The sequence below is a fragment of the Escherichia sp. Lx600-2 genome, from assembly GCF_036662595.1.
Taxonomy (GTDB): domain Bacteria; phylum Pseudomonadota; class Gammaproteobacteria; order Enterobacterales; family Enterobacteriaceae; genus Escherichia; species Escherichia coli.
This window is the reverse complement of sequence record NZ_JAYQWM010000001.1, coordinates 146,304-161,145: the sequence shown is the minus strand read 5'-3', so window position 1 is coordinate 161,145 and position 14,842 is coordinate 146,304. Positions and strand designations below refer to the sequence as shown.

Annotated in this window: 8 protein-coding genes; 4 read left to right on the top strand and 4 right to left on the bottom strand. The window is 52.8% G+C overall.

The window, feature by feature from the left end:
* Nucleotides 1–149: 149 nt before the first annotated feature.
* A complete protein-coding gene (gene maeB / locus OQV04_RS00695; protein ID WP_000342643.1) occupies nt 150–2,429 on the bottom strand; it encodes an NADP-dependent oxaloacetate-decarboxylating malate dehydrogenase in 2,280 nt (759 codons plus the stop codon).
* A 288-nt stretch (nt 2,430–2,717) separates the two neighbouring features.
* On the opposite strand from maeB, the gene tal reads away from it, so the two are divergent.
* Both tal and tkt read left to right on the top strand, forming a co-directional pair.
* Complete coding sequence (gene tal, locus OQV04_RS00690) at nt 2,718–3,668, top strand: transaldolase (protein ID WP_001003709.1); 951 nt, start codon at nt 2,718–2,720, stop codon at nt 3,666–3,668.
* Between the two features lie 19 nt (nt 3,669–3,687).
* Nucleotides 3,688–5,691 carry a transketolase gene (gene tkt, locus OQV04_RS00685; protein ID WP_032281406.1) on the top strand — a complete coding sequence of 668 codons (2,004 nt, stop codon included), beginning with the start codon at nt 3,688–3,690 and terminating at the stop codon, nt 5,689–5,691.
* A gap of 94 nt (nt 5,692–5,785) precedes the next feature.
* Here the strand turns inward: tkt and OQV04_RS00680 are convergent, their stop codons facing one another.
* From OQV04_RS00680 to aegA, 3 genes are all read right to left on the bottom strand, one after another.
* Nucleotides 5,786–6,829, bottom strand: a complete 1,044-nt coding sequence (locus OQV04_RS00680) for a DUF1176 domain-containing protein (protein ID WP_001270524.1) — start codon at nt 6,827–6,829, stop codon at nt 5,786–5,788.
* A 125-nt stretch (nt 6,830–6,954) separates the two neighbouring features.
* Complete coding sequence (gene nudK / locus OQV04_RS00675; protein WP_274446512.1) at nt 6,955–7,530, bottom strand: GDP-mannose pyrophosphatase NudK; 576 nt, start codon at nt 7,528–7,530, stop codon at nt 6,955–6,957.
* Nucleotides 7,531–7,597: 67 nt separating this feature from the next.
* Complete coding sequence (aegA, locus tag OQV04_RS00670) at nt 7,598–9,577, bottom strand: formate-dependent uric acid utilization protein AegA (RefSeq protein ID WP_032281408.1); 1,980 nt, start codon at nt 9,575–9,577, stop codon at nt 7,598–7,600.
* Nucleotides 9,578–9,782: 205 nt separating this feature from the next.
* On the opposite strand from aegA, the gene narQ reads away from it, so the two are divergent.
* Both narQ and acrD read left to right on the top strand, forming a co-directional pair.
* A complete protein-coding gene (narQ, locus tag OQV04_RS00665; RefSeq protein ID WP_001307936.1) occupies nt 9,783–11,483 on the top strand; it encodes a nitrate/nitrite two-component system sensor histidine kinase NarQ in 1,701 nt (566 codons plus the stop codon).
* A 163-nt stretch (nt 11,484–11,646) separates the two neighbouring features.
* Nucleotides 11,647–14,760: a multidrug efflux RND transporter permease AcrD gene (gene acrD, locus OQV04_RS00660; RefSeq protein ID WP_332641587.1), complete on the top strand. Its 3,114-nt coding sequence runs from the start codon at nt 11,647–11,649 to the stop codon at nt 14,758–14,760.
* Nucleotides 14,761–14,842 lie beyond the last annotated feature (82 nt).

The following is a 14,842-nucleotide window of genomic DNA, read 5'->3' as shown; positions in this document are numbered from 1 at the left end:
AGCTGATAGAAACAGAAGCCACTGGAGCACCTCAAAAACACCATCATACACTAAATCAGTAAGTTGGCAGCATCACCAGCTTTACTAATATATTGCAGCTGGACCGCTTACCCTGAATATTCAGGGTAAGCGTGAGAGTTAAAAAAGAATTACAGCGGTTGGGTTTGCGCTTCAACCACGGCCAGCGCCACCATGTTGACGATACGACGTACCGATGCGATCGGCGTTAACACGTGAACCGGTTTCGCCACGCCCATCAGCACCGGACCGACAGTCACACCTTCCGAGCTGGAAACGCGCAGTAAGTTGTAACTAATGCGGGCAGCTTCCATGTTTGGCATTACCAGAATATTGGCAGAACCTTTCAAAGGGCTGTCCGGCATACGGTCGTTGCGAATCGCTTCCACCAGCGCTGCATCGCCGTGCATTTCACCATCAATCATCAGTTCTGGCGCACGTTCCCTGACCAGTTCCAGCGCCTGACGCATTTTGCTCGACGACGGACAGTCAGAAGAACCAAAGTTGGAGTGCGACAACAGAGCAACGCGCGGCTCAATACCAAAACGACGGACAGTTTCTGCCGCCATCAAGGTGATCTCCGCCAGCTCTTCTGCGTCTGGTTCGTCATTGACGTAGGTATCGGCAATAAAGGTGTTACCACTCGGCAGCAGCAGCGCGTTCATTGCACCTGCGGTGTGAACGCCATCGCGATAACCAAAGACATTTTTCACCACGCTAAAATGTTCATGATAATCACCCACCGTACCGCAAATCATTGCATCGGCTTCGCCACGCTGAACCATGATCGCGCCGATCACTGTCGGGTTACTGATCAACGCCCGCTGCGCCTGTTCCTGAGTGACGCCGCGACGCTTCATGATCTGGAAGTATTCGGTCCAGTACTCTTTAAAGCGCGGATCGGATTCGTTATTGACGATCTCAAAATCAACGCCCGCTTTGATCTGCAAGCCCAGTTTCTGAATGCGCATTTCGATCACGTTCGGACGACCGATAAGGATCGGTTTCGCCAGTCCCAGCGTTACCAGTTCCTGAGTGGCATGTAGAACGCGCGCCTCTTCCCCTTCCGGCAGAACTACGCGCTTCGGCGCTTTGCGAGCCTGGGAGAAAATCGGCTTCATAAACAGGTTGGTTTTGTAAACGAACTCAGTCAGCTTGTCGATGTAGACGTCGAAATCAGCAATCGGACGCGTCGCCACGCCCGACTCCATCGCCGCTTTCGCGACCGCAGGAGCGATCTTAACGATCAAGCGCGGATCAAACGGTTTTGGAATGATGTATTCCGGACCAAAGCTCAGATCCTGATCGCCATACGCTGAAGCCACCACTTCGCTCTGTTCCGCATGGGCCAGTTCTGCAATCGCGCGTACCGCCGCCAGTTTCATCTCTTCGTTGATGGCGGTTGCGCCAACGTCCAGCGCGCCACGGAAGATGAACGGGAAGCAAAGGACGTTGTTGACCTGGTTTGGATAGTCAGAACGACCGGTGCAGATGATGGCATCCGGACGCACTTCTTTCGCCAGCGGCGGCAGAATTTCCGGTTCCGGGTTCGCCAGCGCCAGGATCATTGGCGCTCGAGCCATTTTCTTCACCATTTCCTGGGTCAGCACTTTCGGGCCGGAACAGCCGAGGAAAATATCCGCGCCTTCAATCACATCATCGAGGGTACGTTTGCCGTCATCCACTACCGCATATGCGGCTTTGGTTTCCGCCATGTTTGGCTCACGGCCCTGATAGATAACGCCTTTTGAATCGCAAACCACGATGTTATGTTTTTGCAGACCCAGCGCGACCAGCAGGTTCATACAGGCGATTGCTGCAGCACCCGCGCCGGAAACCACCATACGCACGTCAGAGATGTTTTTCTCCACCACGCGCAAGCCGTTGAGGATGGCGGCAGTGCTGATGATTGCCGTGCCGTGCTGATCGTCGTGGAATACCGGAATATTCATCCGCTCGCGCAGTTTCTGTTCAATATAGAAACATTCTGGCGCTTTAATGTCTTCGAGGTTGATTCCGCCGAAGGTCGGTTCGAGCGCAGCGACGACTTCAATAAATTTGTCCGGGTCGAGTTCATCAACTTCAATGTCAAATACATCAATCCCGGCGAATTTCTTAAACAGAACGCCCTTGCCTTCCATCACCGGTTTGCCTGCCAGCGCGCCAATGTTGCCTAACCCCAGCACCGCCGTACCGTTAGAGATCACCGCCACCAGGTTACCGCGCGCGGTATATTTGTAGGCTTTTAACGGGTCTTTTTCGATTTCAAGACAAGGTGCGGCAACGCCTGGTGAGTAGGCCAGCGCCAGATCGCGCTGCGTTGCCAGAGGCTTGGTTGGAGAAACCTGGATTTTCCCTGGAACTGGAAATTCATGGAAATCAAGTGCACTTTGTTTTAACTGGTCATCCATTTGGTTGTTCCTTTCACGTAACGTTCACAAATAAAGTGTGTGGGCAACAGCCCCTGCCCACAACGTGGCGCACATTATTACCTTGCCGGAGTCTACAGACTTTGAGCAAGTCCAAACTCTCACCATTAATATAATGTTTTGGTAATAATCCTATAACACTGATGTTACCTGCTTAATCCAGCAATACCATGCCTGTCTGCTATGCTTTTTTGATGCGTTTAGCGAAATTTCTCAGAAGTGTGAATTAACGCACTCATCTAACACTTTACTTTTCAAGGAGTATTTCCTATGAACGAGTTAGACGGCATCAAACAGTTCACCACTGTCGTGGCAGACAGCGGCGATATTGAGTCCATTCGCCATTATCATCCTCAGGATGCCACCACCAATCCTTCGCTGTTGCTCAAGGCTGCCGGATTATCACAATATGAGCATTTAATAGACGATGCTATCGCCTGGGGTAAAAAAAATGGCAAGACCCAGGAACAACAGGTGGTCGCAGCGTGTGACAAACTGGCGGTCAATTTCGGTGCTGAAATCCTCAAAATCGTACCCGGTCGCGTGTCAACAGAAGTTGATGCACGCCTCTCTTTTGATAAAGAAAAGAGTATTGAGAAGGCGCGCCATCTGGTGGACTTGTATCAGCAACAAGGCGTTGAGAAATCACGCATTCTGATCAAGCTGGCTTCGACCTGGGAAGGAATTCGCGCGGCAGAAGAGTTGGAAAAAGAAGGTATTAACTGCAACCTGACGCTGCTGTTTTCTTTTGCACAGGCCCGGGCCTGTGCGGAAGCAGGCGTTTTTCTGATTTCGCCGTTTGTCGGGCGTATTTATGACTGGTATCAGGCACGCAAGCCGATGGACCCGTATGTGGTGGAAGAAGATCCAGGCGTTAAATCGGTGCGCAATATCTACGACTACTATAAGCAACACCACTATGAAACCATTGTGATGGGCGCGAGCTTCCGTCGCACCGAACAAATCCTCGCCTTAACCGGCTGCGATCGACTAACTATCGCACCGAATTTGCTGAAGGAGCTGCAGGAAAAAGTTTCGCCAGTGGTACGTAAATTAATCCCACCTTCTCAGACGTTCCCACGCCCAGCTCCCATGAGCGAAGCGGAGTTCCGTTGGGAGCACAATCAGGATGCGATGGCGGTAGAAAAACTGTCTGAAGGCATTCGTCTGTTCGCCGTTGATCAACGCAAACTGGAAGATCTTCTTGCCGCCAAACTATAAACCAGCCACGGAGTGTTATATGTCCCGAAAAGACCTTGCCAATGCGATTCGCGCACTCAGTATGGATGCGGTACAAAAAGCCAATTCTGGTCATCCCGGCGCGCCGATGGGCATGGCTGATATTGCCGAAGTGCTGTGGAACGATTTTCTTAAACATAACCCTACCGACCCAACCTGGTATGATCGCGACCGCTTTATTCTTTCCAACGGTCACGCGTCGATGCTGCTCTACAGTTTGCTACATCTGACCGGTTACGACCTGCCGCTGGAAGAGCTGAAGAACTTTCGTCAACTGCATTCGAAAACCCCTGGCCACCCGGAAATCGGCTATACGCCCGGAGTTGAAACCACCACCGGTCCTCTTGGACAAGGTTTGGCGAACGCCGTCGGGCTGGCGATAGCGGAACGTACACTGGCGGCGCAGTTTAACCAGCCGGATCATGAAATTGTCGATCACTTCACCTATGTGTTTATGGGCGACGGCTGCCTGATGGAAGGTATTTCCCACGAAGTCTGTTCGCTGGCGGGCACGCTGGGACTGGGCAAGCTGATTGGTTTTTACGATCACAACGGTATTTCGATTGATGGAGAAACCGAAGGCTGGTTTACCGACGATACGGCAAAACGTTTTGAAGCCTATCACTGGCATGTGATCCATGAAATCGACGGTCACGATCCGCAGGCGGTGAAGGAAGCGATCCTTGAAGCGCAAAGCGTGAAAGATAAGCCGTCGCTGATTATCTGTCGTACGGTGATTGGCTTTGGATCGCCGAATAAAGCAGGTAAGGAAGAGGCGCACGGCGCACCGCTGGGGGAAGAAGAAGTGGCGCTGGCACGGCAAAAACTGGGCTGGCACCATCCGCCATTTGAGATCCCTAAAGAGATTTATCACGCCTGGGATGCCCGCGAAAAAGGCGAAAAAGCGCAGCAGAGCTGGAATGAGAAGTTTGCCGCCTATAAAAAGGCTCATCCGCAACTGGCAGAAGAGTTTATCCGTCGGATGAGCGGTGGTTTACCGAAGGACTGGGAGAAAACGACTCAGAAATATATCAATGAGTTACAGGCAAATCCGGCGAAAATCGCTACCCGTAAGGCTTCGCAAAATACGCTTAACGCTTACGGGCCGATACTACCGGAGCTGCTCGGCGGTTCGGCGGATCTGGCGCCCAGCAACCTGACCATCTGGAAAGGTTCTGTTTCGCTGAAGGAAGATCCGGCGGGCAACTACATTCACTACGGGGTGCGTGAATTTGGCATGACCGCTATCGCCAATGGCATTGCGCACCACGGTGGCTTTGTGCCGTATACCGCGACGTTCCTGATGTTTGTTGAATACGCCCGTAACGCCGCGCGGATGGCGGCACTGATGAAAGCGCGGCAGATTATGGTTTATACCCACGACTCAATTGGCCTAGGCGAAGATGGTCCGACGCACCAGGCTGTTGAGCAACTGGCCAGCCTGCGCTTAACGCCAAATTTCAGCACCTGGCGACCGTGCGATCAGGTGGAAGCGGCGGTAGGCTGGAAGCTGGCGGTTGAGCGCCACAACGGACCGACGGCACTGATTCTCTCCAGGCAGAATCTGGCCCAGGTGGAACGTACGCCGGATCAGGTTAAAGAGATTGCTCGTGGCGGTTATGTGCTGAAAGACAGCGGCGGTAAGCCAGATATTATTTTGATTGCCACCGGTTCAGAGATGGAAATCACCCTGCAAGCGGCAGAGAAATTAGCGGGAGAAGGTCGCAATGTTCGCGTAGTTTCCCTGCCCTCGACCGATATTTTCGACGCCCAGGATGAGGAATATCGGGAGTCGGTGTTGCCTTCTAACGTTGCGGCTCGCGTGGCGGTGGAAGCAGGTATTGCCGATTACTGGTACAAGTATGTTGGTCTGAAAGGGGCAATTGTCGGGATGACGGGTTATGGGGAATCTGCTCCGGCGGATAAGCTGTTCCCGTTCTTTGGCTTTACCGCCGAGAATATTGTGGCAAAAGCGCATAAGGTGCTGGGAGTAAAAGGTGCCTGATGGTGATCGCCGGATGCTGATTGCCGGATGCGACGCTGACGCGTCTTATCCGGCCTACAGCGTCTTATCCGGCCTACATGTCCCGCCATTTTGTTTAACGGGTGATCCACAACGTGGGCCAGGCGTCTGGCCCATGCCAGTTATCGCAGGTGGGCTCTGCGGCGTAACGCACCAGGCGAAAACGCTGACCGTCAAAGCGCCAGCGCGCCTGAATGCCACAATCGCTTAATCCGCGCCCTTTCGCTAAGGTCACCAGTTCACGCGATTTCTCATCAAATGTTGCGTTCATCAGTTCCAGTTCATTCGTCTCCTGCCCGTTGTTGAACGGCAAACGCAACCGAACCGGACGCGAGGCCAGTGGCTTTTTACGCGACACAATCCATGCCAAATCAATGGTGTTATAGGCCCCTGCCTCACAGCTAATCATCATCAGCGCTTTATCATCAGTCAGCGCAGTGACATTCACCTCACGACGTAACGGATCAAGCGAGCAGCGCAGACCATTCATCCGCCAGTTTCCATAATCCAGCAAATCGTTGCGTTCTTCGAGTGAGAGTGGCGTCGGCGTTGGGTTAACCACCGCGACCTCTTTCAGCGCAGGCGCGGGCGGTACGCTGAGCGGCGGTTCGTCCCCTTTCTTTATCCACGCGGTTTCACTGCCAACGCGCTTTTGCTGAGCATCAATAAACAACAACGCCGCTTTTAAGCCACTCAGAGAAATGGTCTGATTGCCGTCGCGTAAGGTGATCGCCTTCCCTTCCTGAATCATCTGCAAAAACGCGGTGATGGTTGCCGTATCATCGGTTACTAGTAACCATGGTGAAATCCGCCACTTGTCACCACTTAACGCCAACGGCTCACCATCTAACAGCAGCCGTGGCGCAATTTCCCCTTCAGACGCATCCGGCGACTTCAACCCGCCGCGCTCAATACGTAAAACGGCATCGGTATGCGCCCCGGCGCTGCGGCTCAGGGTCATCACCAGTCCATTATGATCGCCCGTATTACGCGCCACGCAGAAGTTTTGGTTATTACAGGTGACCTGCCAGTCGGAAAACGCCCGTTGCGCTGGTGCCGCCCACACCAAAGACGTCGGCAACAAAGCGAAAAAAAAGAGAAGGAAAATGCGATAGCGCATGGACGGTACGACCCCAGAAGTTCAAACAAACAGCACAAGTCGTATCTTCGTTGCGCAGGTAGCGCGGCTCAATCGGATTTGTCGGATTGAGCCAACAATAAACAACGAAATATTATTGTTATTTTTCAGTCCATTAAATGTGACGTTTGCAAATAGTTAAGCAATAACACCGTCTTACCGTCACGTATCTCGCCGGTTTTGATCATCTCCAGCGCCTGGCTGAACGACAGCTCGAGCACTTCAATATCTTCATCTTCGACACCGCCACCGGCGTTAGCGCGCTGATTGTCACTGTATTCGGCGATAAAAAAGTGGATTAGCTCAGTCACACCGCCTGGCGACATATACAGTTCAAATAATTTGCGCACTTCACCCACTTCATAGCCCGTCTCTTCAATCGCTTCTTTGCGAATGCACACTTCCGGTTCGTCGTTATCCAGCAGCCCGGCGTAGGTTTCAATCAGCTGCCCGCTTTCATTGCCATTAACCCAAGTAGCGACACGGAACTGACGAATCAGAACCACGGTCTTTTTCTTCGCGTTGTACAGGAGGATCGTCGCACCATTACCGCGATCGTAAACTTCACGTTTATGGCGGATAACTTCGCCATCTTTGCGCGTGAGATCGTAAGTAATGTTGTGCAGGGTGAAATAGTTATCGGAGAGAATTTTGTCTTTAATGAGGGTGATTTGTTGCGTCATACCGACTCCACAGCGCGAAATGAACAATTATCTTACGCTGTGAAGTCGGGTTTGTCTGCGCAGGCTATCAGTGAGATTTGACTGATTTTACCCCCAGCCAGTCAATAATCCCCTGTGCCGCATGACGTCCTTCTGCCATTGCGGTAACCACCAGATCCGCACCACGCACGGCGTCGCCACCGGCGAAGATTTTCGGATTGGTGGTCTGGTAACGGTACTGGCTTTCCACATCCGCGATGATGCGGCCCCATTTGTCTACCGTTACACCGTGCGACTCCAGCCACGGCATCCCGTGCGGATTGAAGCCAAACGCCATAATCACCGCGTCGGCTGGCATGACAAATTCACTGCCTTCCACCGGTACTGGACGCCGACGCCCCTGGGCATCCGGCTCGCCAAGACGCGTACGCAGGAAACGAATCCCGCAAACGTGACCTTGTTCATTCAGCTCAAGCGCCACCGGCTGGACGTTAAATTCGAAGTTGGCCCCCTCTTCGCGGGCGTTCTTCACCTCTTTCTTCGAGCCTGGCATGTTAGCTTCATCACGACGATAAGCGCAGGTGACGTTACTCGCGCCGTGGCGCAGCGCAGTACGCACACAGTCCATCGCGGTGTCGCCGCCGCCCAGTACCACGACGTTAAGTCCGGCGGTATTGATAAACGGCTCTTCCGGTAGCTCTTCGAGCCCCATCACCTGTTTAGTGTTGGCGATGAGGAACGGCAGCGCGTCATAAACGCCCGGCGCATCTTCATTGGGTAAACCCGCTTTCATGGAACGGTAAGTGCCTACGCCAACGAAGACCGCGTCGTATTGTTCCAAAAGCGAATCCAAAGAGACATCTTTACCCACTTCACAATTGAGTTCGAAGTGAATCCCCATCGCGCTGAAGATTTCCCGACGGCGTGCCAGCAGGGATTTATCCAGTTTGAAAGAAGGAATGCCGAAAGTGAGCAAGCCACCGATTTCTGGATGGCGATCATACACCGTCACCGCCACGCCATTGCGGGTCAGAACATCCGCACAGGCCAGCCCTGCCGGACCTGCACCGATAATCGCCACCCGCTTGTCCACTTTGGTGACATGGCTTAAGTCAGGGCGCCAACCTTTCGCCAACGCCTGATCTGAAATGTAGCGTTCAATGTTGCCGATAGTTACCGCACCGTGCTCATCGCGAATAGTACAGGCACCTTCACACAAACGGTCTTGCGGACAAACGCGTCCGGTAATTTCCGGCAGGGTGTTGGTCAGGTGAGAAAGCTCGACGGCGGCGTCGATGTTTCCGGCTTTCACCAGTTCAATCCACTGCGGTATATGGTTATGCAGCGGGCAGGTCCATTCACAAACGCTGTGCTCGCCGCATTTAAGGCAGCGCGAGGCTTCCCGTTGTGCCTGATCGGCACGGAATGGCAGATAAATTTCATCAAAACTGGTTTTGCGCGCTTCAATCGCCAGTTTATCCGGCTCGCCACGCGCGGGCGTTGCCTGCATTTGTTCGACTTTACTCATTACCGGCATTTCTTGTGCAGCGGTACTGGCATGCCACGGTTGATGTTCCTGACGTGCGGTACGCAAGCGGCGGGATTTCGCCATGCCTGAGAGTGCGGCGTCAGTGACCAGCTGCAGCGCGTCCGCCGGGCAATTCTCGACACAGGCAGGACCGTTTTCGCGCCCTGCACAAAGGTCGCATTTATGCGCCGTGGCTTTAACCTTGCCCGCTGCGACGGGTGTCAGGACGATTTGCATCGTACCAAACGGACAGGCCACCACGCAGGATTTACAGCCAATACACTTTTGCTGATTGACCTGAATGCTGTCATCAACGTGGCTGATTGCGCCATTAGGGCAGCTACGGGCGCAGGGCGCATCTTCACAATGGTGACAGGTCACTGCACTACGTTGCTGCTGATGTTTGATAACCGTAATTCGGGGATGAAAATGATGTTGGCTCAGGACATGTTGCTCATCATTGTGAGCCATGACACAAGCGATTTCACAAGCATGACAACCCAGACATTGCTGACTGTTGGCCATAATAAAACGATTCATAACGACCTTCTTTTTTGGTTGTAAAAACCTTATTCTTTATATGAGTGTTGTTATTACCCGACTTACAGGGGAATCGGCAATGTTCATGTGCCCAGAATAAGTAACTATTTCGCTATAAACTGTGGCAGATCAAATAATCCCATCATTGACTAAATTGCGTTTCAGCGAACTGGAACATTAATGATTTTTTGTGGAGAAGACGCGTGTGATTGTTAAACGACCCGTCTCGGCCAGTCTGGCCCGGGCCTTTTTTTACATTGTGCTGCTGTCGATTCTTTCCACGGGTATCGCTCTGCTAACTCTGGCGAGCAGTTTGCGCGACGCTGAGGCTATCAATATTGCCGGATCGCTGCGTATGCAGAGTTACCGCCTGGGCTACGACTTGCAAAGTGGCAGTCCACAACTCAATGCACATCGCCAGTTATTTCAGCAGGCACTGCATTCACCGGTATTAACCAACCTCAACGTCTGGTATGTGCCAGAGGCAGTAAAAACTCGCTATGCGCATCTGAATGCTAACTGGCTGGAGATGAATAATCGTCTCAGCAAGGGCGACTTGCCGTGGTATCAGGCCAATATTAATAACTATGTTAATCAGATAGACCTGTTCGTGCTGGCTTTACAGCACTACGCTGAACGCAAAATGCTGCTGGTGGTGGCGATTTCCCTGGCTGGCGGCATCGGTATTTTCACGCTGGTCTTTTTTACTTTGCGCCGCATACGCCATCAGGTGGTTGCCCCGCTGAATCAGCTGGTTACCGCCAGTCAGCGTATTGAACACGGACAGTTCGACTCGCCACCGCTGGATACCAGCCTGCCGAATGAGCTTGGCCTGCTTGCAAAAACCTTTAACCAGATGTCGAGCGAGCTGCATAAATTGTACCGTTCGCTGGAGGCGTCAGTAGAAGAAAAGACCCGCGATCTCCACGAGGCCAAGCGTCGTCTGGAGGTGTTGTATCAATGTTCGCAGGCGCTGAACACCAGCCAGATTGATGTGCATTGTTTCCGCCATATTTTGCAGATTGTTCGCGACAATGAAGCGGCTGAATATCTGGAGTTAAATGTCGGTGAAAACTGGCGGATTAGCGAAGGGCAACCAAACCCGGAATTGCCGATGCAGATTTTACCGGTGACAATGCAAGAGACGGTTTACGGCGAACTGCACTGGCAAAATAGTCACGTTTCATCATCAGAACCGCTGCTTAACAGCGTTTCGTCGATGCTGGGACGCGGTTTGTACTTTAATCAGGCGCAGAAGCATTTTCAGCAGTTATTGTTGATGGAAGAACGTGCAACCATCGCCCGCGAATTGCACGACTCGCTGGCTCAGGTACTTTCTTACTTACGTATCCAGTTGACGTTACTTAAGCGTTCGATACCGGAAGATAACGCCACCGCACAAAGTATCATGGCCGATTTTTCCCAGGCGTTGAATGATGCTTATCGGCAGTTACGCGAGCTGTTGACTACTTTTCGCCTGACGCTGCAGCAGGCGGATCTCCCCTCCGCGTTGAGGGAAATGCTGGATACGTTACAAAATCAAACCAGCGCCAAACTGACCCTCGACTGCCGTCTGCCAACCCTGGCACTGGATGCGCAAATGCAGGTGCATTTGTTGCAAATTATTCGCGAAGCGGTGCTGAATGCGATGAAGCACGCCAACGCCAGCGAAATCGCCGTCAGTTGCGTCACCGCGCCGGACGGCAATCACACGGTTTATATCCGTGATAACGGGATTGGTATCGGTGAACCGAAAGAACCCGAAGGTCATTATGGTCTGAATATCATGCGCGAACGCGCGGAACGGCTAGGTGGGACGCTGACTTTTTCACAACCTTCCGGCGGCGGTACGTTAGTGAGTATTAGCTTTCGCTCTGCGGAGGGTGAGGAAAGTCAGTTAATGTAATGCCTCCTACTGACCAAAGAATGCTTGCACTTAAGGTTCAGTATAAAAGGGCATGATAATTTACATTAACTCCTTTTTTTCTCCACGATTGGCTCGTACCTTGCCGCTACAGTGAAGCAAGTCAAGCCTACAACGATACGCAGAAACACGAGGTCCTCTTTTAATGGCGAATTTCTTTATTGATCGCCCCATTTTTGCCTGGGTGCTGGCAATCCTGTTGTGTCTGACAGGTACCCTGGCGATTTTTTCATTGCCCGTTGAACAATACCCCGATCTCGCGCCACCGAATGTGCGAGTGACCGCTAACTATCCCGGCGCATCGGCCCAGACGCTGGAAAACACCGTGACCCAGGTTATCGAGCAAAATATGACTGGCCTCGATAATCTCATGTATATGTCATCTCAGAGCAGTGGCACCGGTCAGGCATCTGTCACTTTAAGTTTTAAAGCAGGCACCGATCCGGACGAAGCCGTGCAGCAAGTACAAAACCAGCTGCAATCAGCCATGCGAAAGTTACCGCAGGCGGTGCAAAATCAGGGCGTGACGGTGCGTAAAACCGGCGATACCAACATTCTGACCATTGCCTTCGTCTCTACCGATGGTTCGATGGATAAACAGGATATTGCTGATTATGTTGCCAGTAATATTCAGGACCCGTTAAGCCGCGTGAATGGCGTCGGGGATATCGATGCCTATGGTTCGCAATATTCCATGCGTATCTGGCTGGACCCGGCGAAACTCAACAGTTTCCAGATGACGGCTAAAGATGTCACTGATGCCATTGAGTCACAGAACGCGCAGATTGCGGTTGGGCAACTTGGGGGTACACCTTCCGTCGATAAGCAGGCGCTCAACGCCACCATTAACGCCCAGTCACTGCTGCAAACACCAGAACAGTTCCGCGATATCACCTTGCGGGTGAATCAGGACGGCTCAGAGGTAAGGCTGGGCGATGTCGCCACCGTCGAAATGGGGGCGGAGAAATACGATTATCTTAGCCGCTTCAATGGTAAGCCAGCCTCCGGGCTGGGGGTAAAACTGGCCTCCGGCGCTAACGAAATGGCGACAGCGGAGCTGGTGCTCAATCGTCTCGACGAGCTGGCGCAGTATTTCCCGCATGGACTGGAATACAAGGTGGCGTATGAAACCACCTCGTTTGTTAAAGCCTCCATTGAAGACGTGGTGAAAACGCTGCTGGAAGCTATCGCTCTGGTTTTCCTCGTTATGTATCTGTTCCTGCAAAACTTCCGCGCCACGCTGATACCCACTATCGCCGTGCCGGTGGTGTTGATGGGAACCTTCTCCGTACTTTACGCCTTCGGTTACAGCGTCAACACCTTAACCATGTTCGCGATGGTGCTGGCGATCGGTCTGCTGGTGGATGACGCCATCGTGGTGGTGGAAAACGTCGAACGTATTATGAGTGAGGAAGGACTCACTCCTCGCGAAGCCACACGTAAATCGATGGGGCAGATCCAGGGGGCACTGGTCGGGATTGCGATGGTGCTTTCGGCGGTATTTGTACCAATGGCCTTCTTCGGCGGCACCACCGGTGCCATCTATCGCCAGTTCTCTATTACCATTGTTGCGGCGATGGTGCTGTCAGTACTGGTAGCGATGATCCTCACTCCGGCTCTGTGTGCCACACTACTTAAGCCACTGAAAAAAGGTGAGCATCACGGGCAAAAAGGCTTTTTTGCCTGGTTTAACCAGATGTTTAACCGCAACGCCGAACGCTACGAAAAAGGGGTGGCGAAAATTCTCCACCGCAGCCTGCGCTGGATTGTGATTTATGTCCTGCTGCTTGGCGGCATGGTGTTCCTGTTCCTGCGTTTGCCGACGTCGTTCTTACCGCTGGAAGACCGTGGCATGTTTACTACCTCGGTACAATTGCCCAGCGGTTCAACCCAACAACAGACCCTGAAAGTCGTTGAGCAAATCGAGAAATATTACTTCACCCATGAAAAAGACAACATCATGTCGGTGTTTGCCACTGTTGGTTCTGGCCCTGGGGGTAACGGGCAAAACGTGGCGCGAATGTTTATCCGCCTGAAAGACTGGAGCGAACGCGACAGTAAGACCGGCACCTCATTTGCCATTATCGAGCGTGCAACGAAGGCGTTTAACAAGATTAAAGAAGCTCGCGTTATCGCCAGCAGCCCGCCAGCAATTAGCGGTCTTGGTAGTTCTGCGGGTTTTGATATGGAGTTGCAGGACCACGCTGGAGCAGGTCACGATGCGCTGATGGCAGCACGTAACCAGTTGCTGGCGCTGGCGGCGGAAAACCCGGAGCTAACCCGTGTGCGCCATAACGGCCTCGACGACAGTCCGCAGTTGCAGATTGATATCGACCAGCGTAAAGCTCAGGCGCTGGGCGTTGCTATCGACGATATTAACGACACACTGCAAACCGCCTGGGGTTCGAGCTATGTGAATGACTTTATGGATCGCGGTCGCGTGAAGAAAGTCTATGTGCAGGCAGCTGCGCCGTATCGCATGCTGCCAGATGACATCAATCTCTGGTATGTCCGAAATAAAGATGGCGGCATGGTGCCCTTCTCTGCTTTCGCGACCTCACGCTGGGAGACAGGCTCGCCGCGTCTGGAACGCTATAACGGTTATTCTGCGGTTGAAATTGTTGGGGAAGCCGCACCGGGGGTCAGTACCGGTACGGCGATGGATATTATGGAATCGTTAGTGAAGCAGCTGCCAAACGGCTTTGGTCTGGAGTGGACGGCGATGTCGTATCAGGAGCGGCTTTCCGGCGCGCAGGCTCCGGCGCTGTACGCCATTTCCTTGCTGGTGGTATTCCTGTGTCTGACTGCATTGTATGAAAGCTGGTCGGTACCGTTCTCGGTAATGCTGGTCGTGCCGCTGGGGGTAATCGGCGCGCTGCTGGCAACCTGGATGCGCGGGCTGGAAAACGACGTTTACTTCCAGGTGGGCCTGTTAACGGTCATTGGTTTATCGGCGAAAAACGCCATCCTGATCGTCGAGTTTGCTAACGAGATGAACCAAAAAGGCCACGACCTGTTTGAAGCAACGCTCCACGCCTGCCGTCAGCGTTTACGCCCGATTCTGATGACCTCGCTGGCATTTATCTTCGGCGTATTGCCAATGGCAACCAGCACGGGTGCCGGTTCCGGTGGTCAGCATGCGGTGGGTACTGGCGTAATGGGCGGGATGATTTCAGCTACTATTCTGGCTATTTACTTCGTGCCGCTGTTCTTTGTGCTGGTGCGCCGCCGCTTCCCGCTGAAGCCGCGCCCGGAATAAGCAATAAAAAAGGCGACATGCTAATGTGTCGCCTTTTTCAACTTTTTTCAACTTTCCGATTAAGAACCTGCTCAGCGGGTTC